This is a genomic window from Alteromonas sp. CyTr2 (assembly GCF_947311905.1).
Taxonomy (GTDB): domain Bacteria; phylum Pseudomonadota; class Gammaproteobacteria; order Enterobacterales; family Alteromonadaceae; genus Alteromonas; species Alteromonas macleodii.
The window spans coordinates 26,845-48,889 of the sequence record NZ_CAMZMZ010000028.1; the positions used below are offsets into that span (position 1 = coordinate 26,845).

Consider the following 22,045-nt stretch of genomic DNA (forward strand, 5'->3'; position numbering starts at 1 on the left):
AACTGCCAAAGGCTTGCGGTTTTAAATTGTTATTATTGATGGCTCATGGCTGAGCCTAAATCTCTGTTCTTTTACCTGCTGCGAGCAACTATTTGCCATACAGGCTTAATAGTTACCGTGCGTGGGCAAAGTTTTTATGGTCATTTATGGTTAATCAAGGTCAGTACGCCATGACATTAACTTGGAAATGAAAAGCTCACTCCTTCTCGAATGCCGCTTGAAGGCCAACGTTGAGTAATGGTTTTGCGTTTGGTGTAAAAGCGAACGCCATCCGGGCCGTATGCGTGAAGGTCACCAAAGAGTGAGCGCTTCCAACCACCAAAGCTGTGATAAGACACGGGCACTGGCAGCGGTACGTTTATGCCTACCATGCCCACTTGGATATTGTCTGAGAAGTAGCGGGCAGCCTCGCCATCTCGGGTGAAAATACACGTACCATTGCCGTATTCATGGCTGTCAATGAGCTGCATAGCTTGTTCCATGCTCTTAACGCGCATAACTTGTAGTACAGGGCCAAAAATCTCAGCTTTGTAGCTGGCCATTTCCGGCGTAACCTTGTCGATAAGTGTTGCACCTAAGAAGAACCCCGTCTCGTAGCCTTTTACGCTAGGGTTTCTGCCATCAACGACTACATCAGCCCCTTGCTCAGCCGCACTGGTTATGTAGCCTTCTACTTTCTCTTTGTGCTGAAGTGTAATAAGCGGTCCGAAATCGTTAGTCGCATCGTCAAAAGCCCCTACTTTTAAGCTTTCCATGGCTGATTGCATTTTATCTACAATTTCATCCGCCACTTTGTCGCCTACGGCAACCACGACAGACAACGCCATGCAGCGCTCGCCTGACGAGCCAAAAGCAGCACCTAAAAGCTGATTCACTGCGTTGTCGATGTCGGCATCGGGCATCACAATAGCGTGGTTTTTAGCTCCACCTAATGCTTGGCAGCGCTTGCCATTAGCATTGGCTTTCGAATAGATGTATTCGGCGATGGGCGTTGAACCCACAAAACTCACTGCTTTAATGCGCTCGTCATCTAGTATTTGATCAACCGCTTCTTTGTCGCCATTTATAACGTTAAAAACGCCGTCGGGTAGCCCTGCTTCTTTAAGTAGCTTTGCTAGGAAAATAGCGCAGCTTGGATCTCGCTCAGAGGGTTTTAAAACAAAGGTGTTGCCGCATACAATGGCAAGCGGAAACATCCAAAGGGGCACCATGGCCGGAAAGTTAAATGGTGTAATTCCCGCCACCACGCCAAGAGGCTGAAACTCGCTCCAAGAGTCTATGCTTGGCCCAACATTTTTACTGTGCTCGCCCTTTAACAACTGGGGTGCACCACAGGCAAACTCAACATTTTCGATACCGCGCTGTAATTCGCCTGCCGCGTCGTGGCTTATCTTGCCGTGCTCCGCACCAATTAACGCAATAATTTCATCGGCATGCTCTTCAAGTAAGCTTTTAAATTTGAACATAACGCGAGCGCGCTTACTCACTGGCGTATTGCGCCACTCAACAAACGCATTTTGCGCGCTGACGATAGCATCGTTTACCGTCGCTTTTGACGCCAGTAAAACCAGCTTCTCTGCTTCCCCCGTTGCAGGGTTATAAACATCTTGCATGCGCCCCTTTGGGGTACAGGTTTCACCGTTAATAAAGTGGCCTACTACTTTCATTATTTGTCTAATCCTTTAGTTATGCGTCTTTACATGCGCTGTGATAGCCGCGCTGATAATATAAAAGCGCGTCGGCTTCTGGGTCTTGCTTGATATCCACCACCTGGCAAAAAATAACGTCGTGAGTGGCCACACTTTTAACGTCTGTAATAATGCAATCGAAGCTTACTGCAGCATCTGCAAGCCTTGGGCAGCCAGTCGTCGATTCAACCCAATCACCAATTTCAAAGCGTTCGTTCATGGGCGCTTTACCACCGAATGTGTTTGAAATTAACTGATGCTGTGAAGTAAGGGTGTTGATAACCAAATGCGTGCTGTTTTTAAATACCTGATGTACAGATGCACCGCGATTTAAACAAACCAATAAGGTTGCAGGGTTATCACTTACGCTACATACGGCGGTCGCCGTAAAGCCTGCACGCCCTTCTGGGCCAATGGTTGTAACGACGTTTACCGCTGCCGCTAAACTCGACATACCTTCTCGATAAGCTTCGGGAGTTACCGGGGGAAGCACTTCTGTTACTGCGTTTTTTATTGCTGTAATAGTCATACAAATATCCTTTAAGTTGGCGTTACACGATGTGGCAGGCTTGCTCAAAACTTAAGCGAGGTAAGCGTTTATGTACTTTCTCTTTATCGCCGTAGCCAATGTTCAGTAAAAAATTTACCTTCCACGTGCTATCTGAAAAGAAAGTTTCGTTAAGTAATGTGGGGTTGAAACCAGACATGGCGCCAGCGTCAAGGCCCAGGGCGCGAACGGCGCTTATTAAGTAAGCCCCTTGCATAGAGCTATTGCGCATGGCGGTCTCATAGGCCGCTTCTGGGCTTGAAGTAAACCAGCTTTTCGCATCTGCATAAGGGAATAAGGTAGGAAGCTCTTCGTAGAACTCTTCGTCGTAGGCGACAATAACCGTACAAGGTGCAGTCATGGTTTGCTCAACGTTACCGCTTGAAAGGCAAGGTTTGAGTTTTTCTCTCCCTTCATCTGAGGTAATGAAAACAAATCGCGCTGGACTACAATTTGCCGATGTCGAGCCTACTTTTACTAAGTCGTACAGCTGTTTCAACACGTCTTCTGAAATAGGTTTGTCGTGCCATTTGGTGTGGGTATGCGCATCGGTAAAGAGTTGGGCTAGTCCAGCCTCGTCAAGCGGGCTAGTTGCTTTAAACTCTGTATTTTGTGTATCAGTCATTTTAAATTCATTCCAGTTTTATCAAATCTTTTAAGCGCTACGCTATGCTCTCGGTTTTTGCGCTTAGCGCTTTTTAGCCATTACGTCATTGAGGCTGTAGCTTTGCAGCTTGTTTACAATGCATACGCCTCATCAGCTATAAAACACCTCATAGCCTGATGCAGTGTCATGTTCACGTTAGGCCACTTGCCCTAAATAGCTGCGCAGCAGTTCATTAAACGCAATTGTGTTTGTAATACTTGATGCATGCCCGCCGTATTCCATGACCGACAATTCGGCGTTGGGCATAGCTTCAGCCAGCATCTGTGAACGCTGCCACGGCACCAAGGTGTCGTCTTTGTTGGCAAGCGCTAACGTTGGTGTGGTGATGGCGTGCAAACTCTCATCAATATTGAACGTACTAAGGGCACCAATGCGGGCGAGCAGGTTTTCCTCGTTAGGGAAATGGTTGAGTAAGTGCGCCTCTTCCTCTGCCAAGTGAGCGGCATTCGCGGCTATCCAATCAGGCGGAAACAGCAGCAGCGCCTGAAGTTGCAAATACATGTCCTTTCTGCCTGCCGCCAATAACGCTTTGCGTATGTTAAAGCAGCGCAATGTGTGCGGATTTGGACTGCTCCACGCATTTACCAGCACTAAACTTTGTAAAAGCTTAGGTTTAGACAAAGCAAGCTCAAGCCCCACCAAACCACCCAGCGCGTGACCGACGAAATGGCACGCTTGCACTTCAAGTTTTTTAAGAAGTGCAGCGAGTTCATCCGCCATATTAGAAATGCTGTAATTTGCTGGCAAGTCACCCACACTTTTGTTGGTGCCATAGTGATCGTAAGTGATCACTCTGTAGTCTTGGGCAAAGTCACCCAGTTGCGGCTGCCAAAATTTAGCTGCCCCGCCCAGCCCTGAACTAAACACAATCGTAGGTGCGTCGGGCGACGTCAGACCGTGTATTTCGTAATGTAACTTGTTACGCATTTCGCCGTTCATTTCGCCGCTAATGTGGGCGTAGCTTGCCTGCACATCAGAATGCATAAAGCTCACCTATATAAAACCAGTGGGCGCAGTTCGCGGGAAGTCCAAACATAATCACCTACCCAATGTGTGCTACAGACGCAATTTCAATTAAGGCTTCAGGCTTTACCAGCCCAACCTTAATGCAGTAGCGCGCTGGCTTTTCACCTGGAAAGTATTCGGCGTACACCTTGTTTACCGCGGCGTAGTCATCCCAATCGGTAATAAAAATTGAGTTGAAGGTGACGTCATCCATAGTGCCGCCCGCTTCTTCGATGACACTTTTAATGGTTTCTAGAACGTGGCGCGTTTGTGCTTCGGCGTCGCCGACGTGGACTACGTCGTTGTTTTCGTCAAACGGTAAGGTACCTGACACATATAAAATATTGTCAGCCATAGAGCCTGGAACAAAAGGAGCTATTGGCGTTGATGTACCTGCTGGAATAATGGCTTTCTTTGGCATGTTCTTATCCTTTCCGTTGCGCTTTCTATGCATTGCTGCCTAGCGCCTATAAATGATTTACTTCAAGTCGTGCTAACTGATTTATCGTGTTGTTTCTGTCTGCGTGGCTAGTAGATGCTAAGAAGAAAGCACCTAACTCGTCCCTTCAAATACTTCACAGAACTGCGCGGTGGTAGACACCCACCCGAAAAACGTCTGAATGTTGAAAAGTGAGGCCTCGTGAATGTCTGGCGGGCCAGCTTGATATGCCGCATCGGCCAGCACCACACCAAAATATTCCAGGTGGAAGCCATCGCGCAGCGTAGATTCCACACAGACATTGGTTGCAATGCCTGTAAACACTAAGTTGCGAATACCGCGTGCGCGCAGCATGCTGTCTAAATTAGTATTGTAAAAACCGCTGTAACGGGTTTTAGGAATAATGATGTCGCCATCTTGAGGCTTTAGCGCATCTACAAGCGCGTAATCCCAAGTACCCTTGGCCAGCAAACTTCCCTTAAGCTCTGGTTGTTTGCGCATGGTTTTAAGGGCATTAGACTTATACCAGTTCGGCGAACCAGGGCCGCCGGCCTCCTTGTAGTCGGCATCCCATCCATTTTGTAAGAACACCACAGGCATGCCTGCAGCCCGCGCTGTTTCAAGCACTTTAGTGGTGTTTTCAATGACTGGCGCCGTAGTGGACACATCAAAACCCGCCTTGTCTAAGTAGCCGTTTTTACTGGCATAAGCGTTTTGCAAATCCACCACAATAACGGCAGTTTCCGCAGGGTTTAACGTCAATGGTTCAGGCTTAGCTGGCAGTACGGGCTGCCCCTCCTGGCGCGCTTGAAAGCACCCTGAGACCTCAAATATTTCACCGGCTGACATTAGGCGGCTCCCGATGTGCTAAGCAAATGCTGACGGGATTTCATTAACGGCTGAATTTTAGTGCCGAAATCATCCATGCCTTTAAGGAAGTCATCGAAGGTCAGCAATACACCTTCACAGCCCGGCACTGTGGCTATTTCATCAAGCATAGAGGCCACCGACTCATAAGAACCCACCAGCGTTCCCATGTTCAGGTTTACCGCTGAGGTTGGGTTGGTCATATCGCGGATATTCGTGTCTTTACCCGATTTCTTATCAGCGGCTCCTTGCGTTGCCATCCAGTCCAACGCTGACTGATCTTTGCCGTCTTTATAGCTTTCCCATTTCGCCATGGCGGCTTCATCCGTCTCATCGGCAATAACCATGATAAGTACCGCTGAACCTACGCTGCGACCGTGTTTTTCAGCCGCTTCAGTTAAGCGCGCTGCGGTTGGTGCAAAAGCAGTAGGTGTATTTACGCCTTTACCAAAGCAGAAATTATAGTCGGCATGACGGGCAGAGAAATCCATGCCTGCTGCGCTTTGACCGGCACAGATAAGTGGAATTTTTCGCTGTGGCTTGGGCAACATTCGGCAATCATCCATTTGGAAATGCTCGCCTTTAAAATCGCTTTTTCCGGTTTCCCATAATTCTTTGACTACCTGAATGTATTCATCCAAATACTCATAGCGGTTACCGAAAAATTCATCGCCCGGCCACATACCCATTTGCGAGTATTCAGGGCGTTGCCAGCCAGTGACTAGGTTTACGCCAAAACGTCCGTTAGAGATAGAGTCGATGGTACTGGCCATGCGCGCCATGATTGCAGGCGGCAAGACTAGTGTGGCAGCCGTGGCATATAGTTGAATTTTTGAGGTAACAGCAGCAAGGCCTGCCATTAACGTAAACGACTCTAAGTTGTAGTCCCAAAATTCGGTTTCACCGCCAAACCCTCGCAGTTTGATCATAGAGAGCGCAAAATCCATATCGTACTTTTCAGCCTTCATTACAATCTCTTTGTTGAGATCGAAGGAAGGTTTGAACTGAGGCGAATTTTTCGAAATTAGCCAGCCGTTGTTCCCAATCGGAATAAATACACCTATATCCATGTTGTACCTCTGCTTGTATGCGTTTTAAGCGGTTTATCCCGCTTTTTTTAAGGTTGCCGAATTCAAAACATTGAAGTGGCGGTATGCTTAGTGAACAGCATAAAGCAGGCCAATTTATTTAACCCATAAATTTCAGTTACTTACAAAATTCGACAATCCAAATTGGACTTATTGGTTCAATTTGGAACACCAAGTCCAGTGCAATTGAACTTAATTGGTGCATATTTGTGCAAATGGGTTTATAGCGACGAGAACTCCACGTAAACTAAGCGCCTGATCACGGAAATTCCGGTAAAGAAGAGACAAGTAGTGAGTAAATCTGAAGGTCAAACAATTACGAAATCAGCGAGAGCATTTAGCCCGACCACGCAAAAGCGAAGAGAAAAAGCGTTATTAGAAAAGCGTACTCGCATTATGGATGCTGCCCTTTCCTTGTTCTCAAAGAACGGCGTGAGTGGCACCACTGTAGAGCAAGTATCGGAACTAGCGAATGTCTCAAAAAGTAATTTACTGTATTACTTTAAAAGTAAAGAGGGTTTGTACTTATCGGTTATTACCCACCTTTTAGATGTGTGGTTAACACCCCTTCAGAGCTTTTCAGCAGAACAAGACCCTATAGAAACCCTGAGCGACTATATTAAAGTAAAACTTGAAATGTCGAGGGACAATCCAGCTGAATCTAAGCTTTTTTGTATGGAGGTGGTACAAGGTGCCCCTCTTTTAATAAAGGAATTAGAAACGCCGCTCAAAACACTGCTGGACGCGAAAAGCGCCGTCATTATCGAATGGATTGAAGCGGGTAAGCTAAAGCCTGTTGACCCAATACACTTGATATTCAGCATTTGGGCCATTACTCAGCATTACGCCGATTTCAGCGTGCAGATCAAAGCCGTAACCGGTAAAGATTTAAGCGATCCCGCTTTCTTCGAAAGCACGCTAAGCAACATTCAGCACATTATTTTAGGCGGGCTAAAGCCAGCGTAATACTTGATGCATGAGTTGCCATGGGCGTGGAATAAATTTGAGGGAGGGTCTTTTGGCGCTCTCGCATGTGGAGGACATTAACCACTCTTACAATGGTAATAGTGACGAACTTTCTTTCAAAAAACCTTCCAGTCGCTCGACCTGGGTAATTGCCACGCCCCCGTAGCGCTTTTCAATCAACTTTAAATCATACAGCTTCATTAATGATTTATGTGCGGTAAGTACGGTAACGCCCAATCTTTCAGCATAATCGCTTTGCCTTAAGGGTATAAAGACGTGCTTAGAGGTAAGATACGATTGATAAATTAGCTTAGCTAACTGGACGTGAGTGGGTAAGCGTCGAATATCATCCAACCTTTCCAGCGCCGAGTGAAGCTTTATTGCCAGTGACCGGGTGATGAATTCAGCAATCGCTGGATGTTGGCTTGTCAGAGAACGAAAAGCAGGTTCAGGTATTTGTAATACCTTACATTCCGTTAGCGCTTCAGCGTGATGCGTTCTTGCAAGTGATGCATACAATGTGAACTCGCCAAACGTATCTCCTCGTTGCAATACAGTAGTAATTTGATAACTGCCGTCCAGGCCATAATTACCAACCTTTACTTCTCCTGATACCACAACAGACAGCCCTTTGTTTTTACTTCCCCTATCGTGAATTGTCGAGGTAGCCGCATAGGTTCTTAGCGTTCCAAAAGGCAAACAAAGCTCGACGTAGTCGTCAGGCATAATGGTTTGCTGCTTGCCGTGAATGTAAGACATGACATTCAAATCTATACAAGTATATATTCTTACATGTTAACGCAATGTAAATTCACTCTCAACAATCTCTTGGTGGAAGTCATTACAATGGGTTATCAATGGGCAATTTTAGCGGTTTTTATCATGTTTGCTTTGCTGGAAGCGAAGAATGGTAAGCTATTTAAAAAAGCGACAGAAGTAAGCGATGATGGAAAAGTAGAGCTGATAGGTACGTTACTCTTATTTATTGTAACCCAGCCACTGGTTCTATTTTGTTCTGCAACAATGATGGCACTAGCATTTCCCCAATATCAGGGAATACTTGTAGATTCCCCTATTCTCTTGCACATAGCGCTACTTTTGATTTTCGATGACATGATGCAATATTGGTGGCATAGGCTCTCACATTCCACCCGATTTCTTTACAACTTACATAGAGCCCACCATAACGCTAAGTACATGAGCGTTCGCATTATTTACAGAAATAACTTTTTCTATTACCTGTTTATGCCTTCGCTATGGTTTTCCGGCGCGCTAATCTACCTAGGATTGGGTTGGACCTATGCCTTTTACTTGGTGGTTAAACTTACCGTTATCACCGGCGCCCACGCAGAGTGGAAATGGGACAAAACACTGTACAGTATTCGGTGGTTACATCCTGTAGCCTGGGTAATTGAGCGCACGATATCAACGCCTTCTACACATAGTGCGCATCATGGATTAAAAGCCGATGACGGCGTGACCAACTACAAAGGTAATTATGGAAATCTGTTGTTCTTCTGGGATGTGCTATTTGGTACCGCTAAGATCACCAGGCAGTATCCTGCACAATACGGTATTGAGGGGATGTTTTACGCCAACTGGAAAGAACAGCTTATTTGGCCGCTTTATAAAACACCGCGAAAGCCTAAAGTAGTGCAAAGTCCTTCAACGAAAGCGAACGATGCTAGCCAACCTTTGATACCGAACACAAAACAAATACCCACGAGTGAAACAATTGAAAGTAAAGCTTAGCGCATTGATACGCAGCAAGTGGGTTCGTGCTAGACTAGGGTCTTAATTTAGAACAAGCAGCGGCACTTTATGAATCAGCAACCTAATAATCCCTTACATGGCTTAACGCTAGAGAAAATCGTCACACAACTTCACGAGCGTTACGGATGGGATGGATTGTATTACCGCATCAAAGTGAACTGCTTTAATAACGATCCTTCGATTAAATCGTCACTTAAGTTTCTTAGAAAAACCCAATGGGCGCGAGATAAAGTAGAGCAGCTTTATATACAGACGTTTAGTAATAATGCCTCAAATGGTGAATCTTAAAGCCATTTGAGCCGCCAAAGCTTGAAACCGGTTTCCACAAAAACAATTTAAGTTGGTCTGAGCCCCTTGGGACATTAGACAAACAAACCAAGCATTAGTACGAGAAAAAGCCCAATAAAACCTATTAGGGTGGCCATACACGTCCAAGACACAAACGTGTCTTTCACAGAAATATCAAAATAACGGTTTACGATCCAAAACCCCGTATCGTTCACATGAGACATGGCCGTAGCGCCTGCCGCTATAGCAATTGTCATCAGGGCGAGTACTGATGGTGAAAACGCCAGTTCCTGCACTACAGGGCCCATTAAACCAGCAGCTGTTAACATGGCAACCGTTGCCGAGCCTTGAATAATTCTGACTGAAATTGCGATAAGAAACCCGGCTGCCAATGGTGGGAGCGGCGATAATGCGACAACATCGGCGAAGGCCTGCCCCGCCCCAGAATCGATGAGCACTTGTTTAAACATGCCACCCGCGCCTGTCACCAGTATGACTAGGGCAACCGGTTCTAACCCTCTTGATGCAATGTTTCTAATTTGTTCGCTTGATAAGCCTTGCTTCTTCCCTAGCACTTTAAAACAAGCAATGGTTGCAATGGTCAGGGCGATAAAGGGATGCCCAATAAATAGCAACGCCTCCTTCAAGACACCTTCGGAAAGCGTGAACTTTGCCAACGTACCCACCAGAATAGCCACTAGCGGAAATGTCAGTAGCGCCGCAACTGAACCAAAGCTGGGGAGTTCCTTTGGCTTTTTATGTGAAGCTTCAATGATATGGTTTGGGACAGGTACGTGCAGGCGTTTCGCTAAAAATGTTGCGTAAATTGGGCCGGCTAAACAGGCGCAAGGAATACCAACGATAAAGCCGAACAAAATGACTAAGCCGATATCCGCCCCTAAAATTGAAGCTACCGCTACAGGTCCTGGTGTTGGAGGAATAAAAGCGTGAGTGACAGCGAGTCCTGCTGTGAGCGGGATTCCGTAATAAATAAGCGACTTTCCTGATTTCTTTGCTAACGAATAAATAAGAGGCATTAATATGATAAGCCCCACTTCAAAGAAGACAGGTATAGCAACAAGAAACCCCGTTAACACAACCGCCCACTGACTATTCTTATCACCAAATTTATTGTTGATAGTTTGCGAAAGCCTATCAATGCCGCCGGATTCTTCTAAGAATTGCCCGAACATAGCACCAAGGCCAACAATGGTCGCTACAAATCCCAGCGTGTTGCCCATGCCTGACTGCATGGAAGCCAGTACGTCGGCCGCTTGCATTCCCGTACCCAGGCCAACAAACGCTGCTGCCACAAGAATAGCGATAAAAGCATGAACTTTTCTAACTACAACTAAATATGTGAGAAGCACAATGCTACAAATGGCGACAAAAAGAAGGGAAAAAGTATCGGTCATACGTGCTCTCTGGTACCTGTTAGTGACATTGTCTTCATGTTGACGAAGCCATAATACGGAAATCACCCGCTACCTTTACAAGCTAAGTTGAAAAACCCAGTCAATGTTAAATATTTATTAATACAAGATAGCTATCTGGTAACACTATTATAATCACCCCTTGAACGCAACCGGTTTCCAAACTAATATTTATGAGTAGAATAGAGACCAAATAACTCGCTTTTGATGTACTCCTGAACTTTAATGTGAGAGATAAGCTTATGACCCATTGCCATGTATTTTTCGTTTCGGGAGTTTCAGGAACGGGAAAATCGACATTGAGCCAGCATTTAGCCCAACGTTTTGACATGCCTTTCGAAGAAGGAGATCGTTACCATAGCGAGGCAAACGTAGAGAAAATGTCTTCAGGTATACCACTGCAGGATGCAGACAGATGGGAGTGGTTAATTACGTTAAACATGATTGCCAAGCAACACATTCACGCCGGCCGGAACGTGGTTATAAGCTGTTCAGCGCTGCGCTCAGCCTATCGTGACGTGCTAACCAAAGATATCGCGCCTCACTGCCACTTTATTTACCTTCATGCGTCACAGTCTGTGCTTAGTGCGCGATTAAAACAACGGGAGCATTTTTTTAACGGTGATGCTATGCTCGAAAGCCAGTTTGCAGCCTTAGAGCTGCCTTCTAAAGACAACGCATTCATTATTGATGTTACACAAACTTTCGAGTGTGTTTCTCAGCAGGCGGAAGACTTTATACGCCCTTTGATATCGAATTAAACATCACGACATTAACACTCACTTCCGCGCGGATTAGCGGACCTAGCAGCATATAAAAAGATCGAAGAATGAGTAAGGTAAAAAAGTCACGCACAAAAATATCAGACGTAGCCAATCATTTGGGGGTTCACAAAACTACCGTATCTCGTGCGCTTAATAATTCTAGTGGCATTTCTAAATCACTCGCCCTTAAGATCAAAAATGCAGCGCGAGAGCTAAACTATATTCCGAACCGCGCCGCCCAGTCATTATGCTCAGACAATAATAGAACTATCGCGTTATTGCTTCCGTCTTTTGGAAACAACGTTTTTAACGATGTGATGTTAGGCGTGAAGGCCGTTGCCGACAAAGCCAATTATGCGTTGATGATTGGCGACTCGACCTATACCGAGCTTGGCGAGGAGCGTACTGTCGAATCTTACATTCAACAGAACGTGAGTGGATTCATTCTTACTTCTACGCGCCACACTGAAGAAACGAGAAAAATGCTGCTAGCCACAGGGACGCCTGTAGCCGAAATTATGGATATTTCTAGTGAGCCTTTTGATATTAACTACGGGGTAAATAACGAATTAGCAGCCCAGTCTATGACCCAGCATCTTATCGACAAAGGGCGTCGCAACATTGCTTTTTGCTCATTGTATTTAGATTGGCGTGCAATATTGAGAAAGCAGGGCTGGGCAACCGCACTGGACAATGCTGAGTTGTCCGCCGAGCGATATGTTTCCTCTAGAGCCGACGCCACATTTCAAGCTGGTGCTGAGCTTCTTTCAGAAACACTGCATAAATGGCCGGACACTGATGCGCTATTTTTTGTGAGTGACGAGCTTGCTGCTGGCGCGGTGATGGAATGTAATAGACGAGGTATCAAGCCTGGTAAGGATATCGATATCTGCGGTTTCAACGACTTGAGTTTTGCGCGCTCAATTTACCCTGCCCTAACAACCGTATCAGTCCCGCGCCGTAAGATGGCAGAAATGGCAGCTGAATCATTGATATCGCTAATAGAGGGCGAAGACGTTGAACAAGCGAGCCAAGTTCTACCCTTTGAGCTTAAAATACGAGAAACCGCTTAGTAGACGTTTGGCAGCTTTAGCCCCTAGACTTGGTGCTCGAAAACCTGCGCTTCCTAACCTATTGCCTTTGAAGTTTGTGCTCAAAAATCCAGTGATAGAGTCATTTTAACGAAATTGCAGGGTCGTAAAGAAAACTCCCCTGCACACTCGCTCGATATTAAAGTGTAACCAATACTATTTAGGCATCAGTATAGAGTGTAGTTATCCACTTCTCTTCATTGATGAAATTCCAGCTCCAGTCGGCCCACTTATCGTCTAAGCCCATCGCTTTAACTTCATCGAGGGTTTTGCCGTTTTGCTTAAGTGCCTTAACGTAGCTGAACGTTTCAAAGATCATAGCTAAAAATGCGCTGTATTCTTGCTTATTACTGATGTCACCGTGGCCAGGAATAATAACGGTTTCATCGTCTATTTTAGCAAGCAGCTGTTTTACTGAATCCATATAGCCTTCCACATTACCGCCAGCACCTTGGTCGATGTAGGGAAAGCGACCATTAAAGAACAAGTCGCCGGTGTGCATAACGTTGGGTTGCTCGAACCACACTACGCTATCGCCGTCGGTGTGGCCTACCGCTAAGTGCATCACGTGAAGGGTTTCACCATTGAAGTAAATTTTTATGCCGTCTTCATAGGTGATAGTTGGCAGCGCTTCCGGTTTTATCTTTTCATCGTTAGCTAGGCGAACACGCACATTTTCGTGCGCCAGAATGGTCGCGCCTTTATGGCTGTGGAAAAACGCATTAGAGCCTGTGTGATCGCCGTGATAGTGCGTGTTTATCACATACTTTGGCTTGTCACTCCCGAGCTCACCAAGCTGGGCCGCTATCTTTTCTGCAAGCGGCGCAAATTGATCGTCGATGATCAAAACACCGTCTTCCCCAGCAGATACGCCGATATTTCCACCTGCACCTGTAAGCATGTGCACTGAGCCTTTTATCGCTGTCGCTTTAACTTCGACATCGGCAAATCTATCTTGTGCATTTGCGGGATTAATCGTTGAATAAACCAAAGGGCTCGCAGCAATAAACGCAGCCAAAATGTGTGCGCTAAAACGAGGTGCAGTTTTCATTATTATTTCCTTGTAAGAAGCCTGTTTATTAAAGACCTCTTACACTATGACCTAATTTCACAATTAGATCATTTTTTCATCATCTGGAATATTGCCAACATAGGCAAAACGGGGGAGTGTTTCTCCGTCTTTTTCAACCAACTCAACAAACATATCTAGTGGACGAACCCAAAGCGCTTTTTCGCCGTAGCATGGGCGGTATACCACTAGCTTACTTTCATCTTCTGAATGCGTCGCCACTTCGTATACATCGTATAAATTACCTTTGTAATGTTTGTAGCGACCTGGGGTTTTAAGTTCTTTCGAGTCCATAACGTCCTTCATTTAAGTGGAAAAAAATAGTAAGGGTTAGCCAATCGCTTTCATTTGCCAAAGATTAAATGGTCTTAGAAACTAAACTCTGTGGGATTGGCCTTTTATCGGGTAATACAAAAGCGTCAGTCTATCGCAGAGTATCAGTGCGTTAAGTATAACAAGTGGTTAGATTGAGGCTACTGCATGTTAGTACTTAAAAAGTACTGAGCTTATTGGCTAAATCGGTTCAAAAGGCAACACCAATTGCTGTGTTGATTGGTCGGCAGCAAGGCCTATGTGAACGCCAACAAGACGAATACCCCGCCCTGTTGCTCGTTCAAAGGCTTCCTGCATTAACGTGCGAAAATACGCTTCATCAAGCGTGGCACAGCGGTGTTCTACCGTGGTTAGTTGGAAGTCGTTAAACTTAAGCTTAACGCCCTGCGTGCGAATACGTACAGGCTTACCCGTTCGCTTCTTGTGATTTTCCATTCGCTCTTGAAGCTTTTCAAATAAATGTGGCAAAAAGTCTATACATTGCTCGAAGGTGTGAATGTCTTCGCTTAGCGTGCGCTCTACGCCGATAGACTTTCGCTCACGAGATACCGATAGTTCACGCTCATCAATACCGTGAGCTCGCTCCCACAGCACACTGCCAAATTTACCCAGCTCTTTTTGAATGCGCTCAAAAGGGTATTGGCGAACATCGTCGCAGGTATTAAGCCCCATACGCTGAAGCTTTTGCATGGTGACTTTGCCTACGCCCGGTATTTTCTTTAGTGGCATTTCGCGTACAAACTCATCGAGCTTATCAGGAGTAATAACACAAATTCCATCGGGCTTATTTTCATCGCTCGCCACTTTTGCCACAAACTTACAAGGCGCAACACCTGCTGAAGCTGTAAGCCCAAGTTCATTTTTAATGCGTTCACGTATTTCTTCAGCAATTAACGTGGCGCTGCCACCGCAAAATTCACTGTTAGTCACGTCTAGGTAGGCTTCATCTAATGATAAAGGCTCAATGAGGTCGGTATAATCAGCAAATATCTTACGTATTTTTTGCGACTCGGCAGCGTACACATCCATGCGCCCTTTTACGAGGGTCAAGTTTGGGCATAGCTTTAAAGCATACGCTGTAGCCATAGCTGAGCGCACACCAAATTTTCGGGCGGGATAGTTACAGGTAGAAATAACCCCTCGACGGTCGGCACTGCCGCCTATCGCAATGGGAATATCGCGCAAGGCTGGGTTGTCGCGCATTTCAACTGCGGCGTAAAAACAATCCATGTCGACGTGGATAATTTTTCGCATTACCTGCCTTTGATCTTAACGTGCTCACACGAAACTGTACAAAAAGACAGTATATTATCAATAGCGTTTAATTACACTATGTCGTTGTCGATTCTTGATAAGATTGATGCCTCACACGCATGATTCAAGGCAATGTTGAACAGGAATTAATACAAATAAGCCCATTAATAACACTTACTTTTACTTAGGCGTAATTGCGAGTGTGAGACGATCCGGCTATATTGTAAGTAATTTACTTACAGGGTTTGTCATATGGCTAGAACAATTACATTTCAACCAAGTAGAAGTATGAGCGAATTTATCGAAGCGATGGTAAGTTCAGGCAATTATAACAATCAAAGCGAGGTAATTCGCGCTGCATTGAGACTGCTTCAAGAACAAGACGCATCGTCAAAGTTAAATGCGCTGAGGCTCTTGATTGAAGAAGGAGAACAAAGTGAAGACGACATTAATTTTTCAATGGACTCTCTTAAGAAACGGCTAGATAGTAGATAGTGACTAAATTCCGCGTTTCAAAAGCTGCTGCCAATGATCTATATGAGATCGGTGTTTATACCGAAGAGTACTGGGGCAAGGAGCAACGCAATAATTATTTAGATGACCTTGAGTCAAGATTTATCGAGCTTGCAAACGATGCCAACTCGGCGTTAGCTATACCGAGAAATGATATTAAATGGGGGTGTTTTTCTAGCTATGTGAATAAACATATGATCGTTTTTAGAAAGTTCAAATACGGTATCAGAATAATTAGGGTTCTTCATCAATCAATGGATATCGTTCGGCAACTTCAATAGAACTCAACGTTAACGAGCTAGATAGATATACTCACAGAACAAAAAAGCGCTGTCGATTAGTATCAAACAGCGCTTTTAAACCTTAAACCAACGATGGGTTAAGCATTACAAAATTTGGTTCTGCTTCCACTCGTTTAGTTTTTTCTGGCGGGCTTCTTCTTTTTCCATGCGCGACTTTTTACGGTCACACGGTTCTGGACAGTCACAGGCTTTTTCAATACCTAGTGCACCTAAGCCACCACAGCTTCCAGAGATTGATTTTTTCTGAAAAAGGTAACCTACGGCCATAGCCAGTACCATTGTTAGAAAGAAACCAAAAGCAAGAATGAATGTAGACATTGCTACCCCCTAATTATGAACTGTGACCAGTTTATCAAATTCTGGCGATGCATACTCTTCAAATCCGTCTTCTGTGCGACGAATGAGGAATACAGCGAGTTGTTCTTGCTCAGCAACCGCTATCGCTTGTTCCCATCCCATTACATTAAACGCCGTAGCCAAACCATCAGACGTCATTGAAGAAGGATGAATTACCGTAACCGAAACCAGGTTATGTGAGATAGGTTTGCCCGTTGTGGGGTCGATTAGATGCGAATAACGAACGCCGTCTTCTTCGTAATAGTTGCGATAGTCACCTGATGTAGCAACCGCGTTTTCTCCTATTGAGACAACTTTTTGAACAGCACGTTCAGTGGTAACTGGCTTTTCAATGGCAATCAGCCACTCACTGCCGTCGCCTCGTTCACCTTTCACACGCATTTCACCACCTATTTCTACAAGGTAGTTTTCAATGTTGTGGTTTTCAAGGATCTCCGCCACTTCATCAACGCCAAAGCCTTTTGCAATAGTCGACAGGTCAACATAAAGCATTGGGTGACTTTTCTTTAAGCCTGTAGGCGTGGTTGACAGCTTCTTATAACCCACATATTCGCGAATATCGTCAATGTCTGTCTGGCTTGGTACTTTTTCAGGGCGCTTAGTTGGTCCAAACCCCCATAAATTAACCAATGGGCCAACGGTAACATCAAGTACTCCGCCACTAAGGTTAGCCAAGCGTAATGCCTCGTTAACTACGGTTAGCGTATCTGGTGATACGGCAAAATTGTCGGTGTAGCGATATTGATTGAACCTTGATAGTTCTGACGTTGGATCGTAAGTAGACATCATCTTGTTAACCTCAACAAGACGGGCATCTATTTCAGCTTGTAAGCCTTCTACCGGTGTCTCCGCTACAAGGTACTTAACGTTGTAGGTTGTGCCCATTGTCTGCCCTTGCAGGTGTACTACAGGCGTTTTTTCGTCGCTACAGCTTGCGAGAAGTAGAATACCTACCGCAACAAAGGCGAGGAAAATTCGAATAGCAAATCGAATCACGATGTTGTCCTTAGCTAATATGCACATTATTCAATCGCTATTATGTGCATTCTGCGTTTTGCTTCAACGAAAAAGGGGCTTACGCCCCTTTTAATATGCTTAATAACTTTTAAGCGAGTAGCTCTTAAATTAAACGCCTAGCCACCGAAGTCATCTAGCATGATGTTTTCGTCCTCAACACCTAAATCTTTAAGCATGTTGATTACGGCCGCGTTCATCATAGGTGGTCCACACATGTAGAACTCACAGTCTTCTGGTGCAGGGTGATCTTTCAAGTAGTTCTCAAGAAGTACTTGGTGGATAAACCCAGTGTAACCTTCCCAGTTGTCCTCTGGCTGAGGATCAGAAAGTGCTACATGCCACTCAAAGTTGTCGTTTTCTGCTGCTAGCTCGTCGAAGTCTTCTGTATAGAACATTTCACGAAGTGAACGTGCACCGTACCAGAAGCTCATCTTACGCTTAGACTTAAGGCGACGAAGCTGATCGAAGATGTGAGAACGCATTGGGGCCATACCTGCACCACCACCTACGAATACCATTTCGTTTTCAGTTTCTTTCGCGAAGAATTCACCGAATGGACCAGAGATAGTCGCTTTGTCACCTTCTTTCAGGCTCCAAATGTACGATGACATTTTACCCGCAGGTAGGCTTAAGTTATTAGGTGGCGGCGTAGCGATACGCACGTTCAACATAATAATGCCTTCTTCTTCTGGGTAGTTCGCCATTGAGTAAGCACGAATAGTCTCTTCGTCTACTTTAGACTCGATGTCGAAGAAGCCAAAACGCTCCCAGTCACCGCGGTATTCTTCAGGAATATCGAACTCTTTGTACTTAACGTGGTGCGCTGGCGCTTCAATCTGAATATAACCACCTGCACGGAAAGGTACACTTTCACCGTTAGGAATTTTAAGCTTAAGTTCTTTGATAAAGGTTGCTTTGTTATCGTTAGAGATAACTTCACAATCCCACTTCTTAACACCAAATACCGACTCTTCCAGCTCAATTTCCATGTCCTGCTTGATAGCAACCTGACATGAAAGACGGCAGCCTTCGCGCGCTTCACCTTTAGTGATGTGGTCTAGTTCAGTTGGAAGGATCTCACCACCACCTGAGTGTACATCTACACGACACTGGCCACATGAGCCACCGCCACCACAAGCAGACGATACGAAGTAACCTGCGTCAGCTAATGCACCAAGTAGCTTGCCACCCGGTGCAGTTTTGATTGCCTTGTCTGGATCACCATTGATAGTGATAGTTACATCACCACTTGGTACCAATTTAGACTTGGCAAACATAATGATAAATACTAGCGCCAATACGATGGCAATAAACATGCCGACGCCAAGAAATATTTCTACGTTATTCATTTATATGCTCCCGAGCTCTATTACAGCTGAATACCAGTGAATGACTGGAAGCCAAGTGCCATTAGGCCAGCGATCATGAATACAGAACCAAGACCACGAACACCATCAGGCATATCAGCATACTTCAGCTTTTCACGTACTGCCGCTAGCAATACAATTGCTAGTGCCCAGCCCATACCACTACCAACGCCGTAAACGATGCTTTCAGTGAAGTTGTATTCACGCTGTACCGCAAACGCCACACCACCGAAGATTGCACAGTTAACGGTAATTAGCGGAAGGAAGATACCTAGTGCGTTGTAAAGCGCAGGGAAGAACTTGTCTAAGCTCATCTCTAGAATCTGTACCAACGCCGCGATAACACCGATAAACGTTAGGAAGTTAAGGAAGCTTAGGTCAGCTTCTGGGAAACCTGCCCATGCTAGTGCGCCTGGAGCAAGAATGTTTACATAAATAACTTGGTTAACGGGTACAGAGATACCTAGTACCACGATAACTGCAACACCAAGACCCATAGCAGTTTTAACTTTCTTAGATACCGCTAGGAATGTACACATACCTAAGAAAAGTGATAACGCCATGTTCTCAACGAAAATTGAGCGAACAAATAACGACAAATAATGTTCCATGACTTACTCCTTAGGCTCTACTTGCTCTGGACGGATAGTACGGATAAACCAAATCATGCCGCCGATTAAGAAGAATGAGCTGAATGGTAGGATTAACAAACCGTTACCCTGATACCAGCCACCGTTTTGAACCAGTGGAAGGATTTCGAAACCTAAAATAGTACCGAAACCAAATAGCTCTTTAATTGTACCAATAACAATTAGAATGAAAGAGTAACCCAAGCCGTTACCAATACCATCAAGGAAGCTCATCAGAGGTGGGCTCTTCATGGCGTAAGCTTCAGCACGACCCATTACGATACAGTTAGTAATAATCAGACCAACGAATACCGACAGCTGCTTCGATATTTCATACGAATACGCTTTCAGAATTTGGTCAACAACGATTACCAACGATGCAATGATGGTCATCTGGATAATAATTCGAACGCTAGATGGGATCTGGTTACGAATTAGTGAAATAAACAAGTTTGAGAACGCTACAACGCTTGTAAGCGCAAGCGACATTACCAATGCTGTTTCCAGCTTAGTGGTAATTGCCAGTGCTGAACAGATACCCAATACCTGTAGGGCGATCGGGTTATTGTCCAGGATTGGCCCAAAGAGGGCCTTTTTCATTTCTTTAGTATCTGCCATGAGACTTCCCTTATGAACGCCATGCTTGGTTCTTCAGGAACTGGCCGAAGCCTTGCTCGCCTACCCAGTAACGAATAGTGTTTTCAACACCGTTGCTGGTTAGGGTTGCACCTGAAAGCGCATCGATAGTGTGAGGATTGCTAGGGTTAGCATTTTTCACTACGCGAATAGCAACTTCGCCATTTTCGTAAAGCTCTTTGCCGTCCCATTTGTCCTGCCAAGCAGGGTTTTGCACTTCACCACCTAGTCCTGGCGTTTCTTTTTGCTGATAGTAAATAAGCTCGCGAACCGTTTGGCCGTCTGCGTCTACCGCTAAGAAACCGTACATAAGATCCCAAAGGCCGCTGCCGTGAACAGGAAGGATGATACGAGATACATCACCTGCGTCGTCGCGAACTAAGTAAACACTTGCCACGTTAGGGCGGCGTTGGAAACCAACATTGCTGTTAGTTACCTTTGTGCTGTACTCAGTTTCTTTGGCTGCTTTATACATATCGTAATCTGGCTTAGGCGCTTCTACGAAAGTACCTTCGTCAAGATTAACAAAACGCTGTTCTACTCGCTCGCTGTACGTGCTTTCAATTGCGCTATTGCTCATGCCCATTTCATAAAGGCCTGCAGCATTAAGAATGTTGCTCTTTTTATCTAGAGCTGCGTTTGTTTGTTGTAGAGAGCGAAGGCCAACAGCCGCACCAGACACAACAATTGAACAAACTAAACATACGGCAACAACAATACCTACCGTTTTGCCTAAAGATTCTTTCTTAGCCGACACGTGCTACCCTCCGCTTGATATTGCTTTGTGCGACGAAATAGTCGAACAGTGGCGCCCACAAGTTAGCAAATAGAATTGCTAGCATTACACCTTCAGGGAAGGCTGGGTTTAGGACGCGGATTAGTACCGTCATGAAACCAATGAAGATACCGTAAGCCCACTTACCTTGGTTTGTGAACGACGCAGAAACTGGGTCTGTCGCCATAAAGAACATACCAAAAGCAAGACCACCAACAACAAAGTGCCAATGAGCAGGCATTGCAAACATAGGGTTCGTATCGCTGCCGATTAGGTTTAGCAAGGTTGCGAAGAACGCCACACCAATTGCTACACCAGCAACAATGCGCCAGCTTGCTATACGCATGTACATGATGAACAAGCCACCAAGAATAATAGCAAGGGTAGACACCTCACCCGCTGAACCTGAGATAGTACCGATGAAGCTGTTCATCCACTGATCCATGTTCGCGTAATCAAGGTTGCCTGAAGCCGCTTGGCTTAGAGACGTTGCACCAGAATAACCATCTGCCGCTACCCATACTTGGTCACCTGAAATTTGCGCAGGATACGCAAAGTAAAGGAATGCACGACCAGACAATGCTGGGTTAAGGAAGTTACGACCTGTACCACCGAATACTTCTTTAGCAATTACAACTCCGAAGGTAATACCTAGTGCAACTTGCCATAGAGGAATAGTAGCTGGAAGTGTTAGTGCGAATAGTACCGATGTAACGAAGAAACCTTCGTTAACTTCGTGCTTGCGCACAGACGCGAACAATACTTCCCAGAAACCACCTACCGCGAACGTTACCGCGTAGATTGGCAGCCAGAAACATGCGCCATAGAAGAATAGACCTAGTGTACCCGCATTTGCCAAGTCACCGCCAAGGGCAGCGAATAGGCCTGCTTGCCACGTATCAGGTAGTGTTCCTGCGCCAGCAGCAATTGCTTCTTGCGCTTGGAAACCAATGTTATACATACCAAAGAACATAGCTGGGAATGTTGCCATCCATACCATGATCATGATGCGCTTAAGGTCAATGCTGTCACGCACGTGCGTGTTAGCTTTATTTACTTTACCTGGGGTGTAGAAAATGGTCGCCGCAGCTTCGTAAAGCGCATACCACTTTTCATGCTTACCACCTGGTTCGAAGTTTGGTTCGATCTTTTCTAAATACGCTTTTAAACCCATGAC

The 22,045-nt window shown here is 45.4% G+C and carries 26 protein-coding genes; 7 read left to right on the plus strand and 19 right to left on the minus strand.

Translation table 11 applies throughout. The features are described 5' to 3' along the window. Positions 1 to 176: 176 nt before the first annotated feature. The 7 genes from QME20_RS14255 to rutA form a co-directional block, all read right to left on the minus strand. A complete protein-coding gene (locus QME20_RS14255) occupies positions 177 to 1,667 on the minus strand; it encodes a CoA-acylating methylmalonate-semialdehyde dehydrogenase (RefSeq protein ID WP_239302113.1) in 1,491 nt (496 codons plus the stop codon). 19 nt (positions 1,668 to 1,686) lie between these two features. After that, positions 1,687 to 2,217, minus strand: a complete 531-nt coding sequence (locus QME20_RS14260) for a flavin reductase (protein WP_014950775.1) — start codon at positions 2,215 to 2,217, stop codon at positions 1,687 to 1,689. Positions 2,218 to 2,239: 22 nt separating this feature from the next. Next, on the minus strand, positions 2,240 to 2,860 hold the full coding sequence (locus tag QME20_RS14265; protein WP_239245991.1) for a malonic semialdehyde reductase: 621 nt from the start codon (positions 2,858 to 2,860) through the stop codon (positions 2,240 to 2,242). A gap of 177 nt (positions 2,861 to 3,037) precedes the next feature. Beyond that, the gene (rutD, locus tag QME20_RS14270) at positions 3,038 to 3,886 is read right to left on the minus strand and encodes a pyrimidine utilization protein D (RefSeq protein ID WP_281716121.1); all 849 of its coding nucleotides are present in this window, start codon (positions 3,884 to 3,886) and stop codon (positions 3,038 to 3,040) included. Between the two features lie 58 nt (positions 3,887 to 3,944). Next, positions 3,945 to 4,328 carry a pyrimidine utilization protein C gene (gene rutC / locus QME20_RS14275; protein WP_014950778.1) on the minus strand — a complete coding sequence of 128 codons (384 nt, stop codon included), beginning with the start codon at positions 4,326 to 4,328 and terminating at the stop codon, positions 3,945 to 3,947. Between the two features lie 132 nt (positions 4,329 to 4,460). Continuing rightward, the gene (gene rutB, locus QME20_RS14280; protein ID WP_281716122.1) at positions 4,461 to 5,195 is read right to left on the minus strand and encodes a pyrimidine utilization protein B; all 735 of its coding nucleotides are present in this window, start codon (positions 5,193 to 5,195) and stop codon (positions 4,461 to 4,463) included. After that, on the minus strand, positions 5,195 to 6,283 hold the full coding sequence (gene rutA / locus QME20_RS14285; protein ID WP_014950780.1) for a pyrimidine utilization protein A: 1,089 nt from the start codon (positions 6,281 to 6,283) through the stop codon (positions 5,195 to 5,197). Before rutA ends, rutB begins: the two co-directional genes overlap by 1 nt. Positions 6,284 to 6,592: 309 nt before the next feature. On the opposite strand from rutA, the gene rutR reads away from it, so the two are divergent. Then, positions 6,593 to 7,267: an HTH-type transcriptional regulator RutR gene (gene rutR / locus QME20_RS14290; RefSeq protein WP_014950781.1), complete on the plus strand. Its 675-nt coding sequence runs from the start codon at positions 6,593 to 6,595 to the stop codon at positions 7,265 to 7,267. Positions 7,268 to 7,354: 87 nt separating this feature from the next. Here the strand turns inward: rutR and QME20_RS14295 are convergent, their stop codons facing one another. After that, on the minus strand, positions 7,355 to 8,026 hold the full coding sequence (locus QME20_RS14295; RefSeq protein ID WP_156086952.1) for a Crp/Fnr family transcriptional regulator: 672 nt from the start codon (positions 8,024 to 8,026) through the stop codon (positions 7,355 to 7,357). 87 nt (positions 8,027 to 8,113) lie between these two features. On the opposite strand from QME20_RS14295, the gene QME20_RS14300 reads away from it, so the two are divergent. Then, on the plus strand, positions 8,114 to 9,019 hold the full coding sequence (locus QME20_RS14300) for a sterol desaturase family protein (protein ID WP_269351303.1): 906 nt from the start codon (positions 8,114 to 8,116) through the stop codon (positions 9,017 to 9,019). 69 nt (positions 9,020 to 9,088) lie between these two features. Continuing rightward, entirely contained in the window at positions 9,089 to 9,328 is a 240-nt protein-coding gene (locus tag QME20_RS14305) for a VF530 family protein (RefSeq protein WP_014950784.1), read from the plus strand. 74 nt (positions 9,329 to 9,402) lie between these two features. On the opposite strand, the gene QME20_RS14310 is transcribed toward QME20_RS14305, so the two are convergent. After that, positions 9,403 to 10,743, minus strand: a complete 1,341-nt coding sequence (locus tag QME20_RS14310; RefSeq protein WP_014980360.1) for a gluconate:H+ symporter — start codon at positions 10,741 to 10,743, stop codon at positions 9,403 to 9,405. Positions 10,744 to 11,003: 260 nt separating this feature from the next. On the opposite strand from QME20_RS14310, the gene QME20_RS14315 reads away from it, so the two are divergent. Together QME20_RS14315 and QME20_RS14320 are read left to right on the plus strand one after the other, a co-directional pair. Beyond that, positions 11,004 to 11,522 carry a gluconokinase gene (locus tag QME20_RS14315; protein ID WP_039216382.1) on the plus strand — a complete coding sequence of 173 codons (519 nt, stop codon included), beginning with the start codon at positions 11,004 to 11,006 and terminating at the stop codon, positions 11,520 to 11,522. Positions 11,523 to 11,590: 68 nt separating this feature from the next. Then, the gene (locus tag QME20_RS14320) at positions 11,591 to 12,598 is read left to right on the plus strand and encodes a LacI family DNA-binding transcriptional regulator (protein ID WP_014950787.1); all 1,008 of its coding nucleotides are present in this window, start codon (positions 11,591 to 11,593) and stop codon (positions 12,596 to 12,598) included. A 178-nt stretch (positions 12,599 to 12,776) separates the two neighbouring features. Here QME20_RS14320 and QME20_RS14325 read toward each other — a convergent pair whose 3' ends face one another. The 3 genes from QME20_RS14325 to dinB form a co-directional block, all read right to left on the minus strand. Further along, positions 12,777 to 13,667: an MBL fold metallo-hydrolase gene (locus QME20_RS14325; RefSeq protein WP_281716123.1), complete on the minus strand. Its 891-nt coding sequence runs from the start codon at positions 13,665 to 13,667 to the stop codon at positions 12,777 to 12,779. 63 nt (positions 13,668 to 13,730) lie between these two features. Further along, entirely contained in the window at positions 13,731 to 13,979 is a 249-nt protein-coding gene (locus QME20_RS14330; protein WP_168534390.1) for a DUF1653 domain-containing protein, read from the minus strand. A 219-nt stretch (positions 13,980 to 14,198) separates the two neighbouring features. Next, complete coding sequence (dinB, locus tag QME20_RS14335; RefSeq protein WP_014950790.1) at positions 14,199 to 15,272, minus strand: DNA polymerase IV; 1,074 nt, start codon at positions 15,270 to 15,272, stop codon at positions 14,199 to 14,201. A gap of 252 nt (positions 15,273 to 15,524) precedes the next feature. Between dinB and QME20_RS14340 the strand changes: the two genes are divergently transcribed. Further along, complete coding sequence (locus QME20_RS14340) at positions 15,525 to 15,767, plus strand: type II toxin-antitoxin system ParD family antitoxin (RefSeq protein ID WP_044583775.1); 243 nt, start codon at positions 15,525 to 15,527, stop codon at positions 15,765 to 15,767. After that, on the plus strand, positions 15,767 to 16,066 hold the full coding sequence (locus QME20_RS14345) for a type II toxin-antitoxin system RelE/ParE family toxin (protein WP_014977463.1): 300 nt from the start codon (positions 15,767 to 15,769) through the stop codon (positions 16,064 to 16,066). Before QME20_RS14340 ends, QME20_RS14345 begins: the two co-directional genes overlap by 1 nt. 105 nt (positions 16,067 to 16,171) lie before the next feature. Here the strand turns inward: QME20_RS14345 and nqrM are convergent, their stop codons facing one another. From nqrM to QME20_RS14380, 7 genes are all read right to left on the minus strand, one after another. Then, complete coding sequence (gene nqrM / locus QME20_RS14350) at positions 16,172 to 16,405, minus strand: (Na+)-NQR maturation NqrM (protein ID WP_014950791.1); 234 nt, start codon at positions 16,403 to 16,405, stop codon at positions 16,172 to 16,174. 9 nt (positions 16,406 to 16,414) lie between these two features. After that, positions 16,415 to 17,440, minus strand: coding sequence for an FAD:protein FMN transferase (locus tag QME20_RS14355; RefSeq protein WP_014950792.1), 1,026 nt, complete (start codon positions 17,438 to 17,440; stop codon positions 16,415 to 16,417). Between the two features lie 137 nt (positions 17,441 to 17,577). Further along, positions 17,578 to 18,810, minus strand: coding sequence for an NADH:ubiquinone reductase (Na(+)-transporting) subunit F (gene nqrF, locus QME20_RS14360; RefSeq protein ID WP_014950793.1), 1,233 nt, complete (start codon positions 18,808 to 18,810; stop codon positions 17,578 to 17,580). A gap of 20 nt (positions 18,811 to 18,830) precedes the next feature. Further along, positions 18,831 to 19,439: an NADH:ubiquinone reductase (Na(+)-transporting) subunit E gene (gene nqrE / locus QME20_RS14365; RefSeq protein WP_014950794.1), complete on the minus strand. Its 609-nt coding sequence runs from the start codon at positions 19,437 to 19,439 to the stop codon at positions 18,831 to 18,833. A 3-nt stretch (positions 19,440 to 19,442) separates the two neighbouring features. Continuing rightward, complete coding sequence (locus QME20_RS14370) at positions 19,443 to 20,075, minus strand: NADH:ubiquinone reductase (Na(+)-transporting) subunit D (RefSeq protein ID WP_014950795.1); 633 nt, start codon at positions 20,073 to 20,075, stop codon at positions 19,443 to 19,445. 10 nt (positions 20,076 to 20,085) lie between these two features. Beyond that, complete coding sequence (locus tag QME20_RS14375) at positions 20,086 to 20,850, minus strand: Na(+)-translocating NADH-quinone reductase subunit C (RefSeq protein WP_014950796.1); 765 nt, start codon at positions 20,848 to 20,850, stop codon at positions 20,086 to 20,088. Continuing rightward, positions 20,840 to 22,042 carry an NADH:ubiquinone reductase (Na(+)-transporting) subunit B gene (locus QME20_RS14380; RefSeq protein ID WP_014950797.1) on the minus strand — a complete coding sequence of 401 codons (1,203 nt, stop codon included), beginning with the start codon at positions 22,040 to 22,042 and terminating at the stop codon, positions 20,840 to 20,842. The genes QME20_RS14375 and QME20_RS14380 overlap by 11 nt, the downstream gene beginning before the upstream one ends. Positions 22,043 to 22,045: the final 3 nt, after the last annotated feature.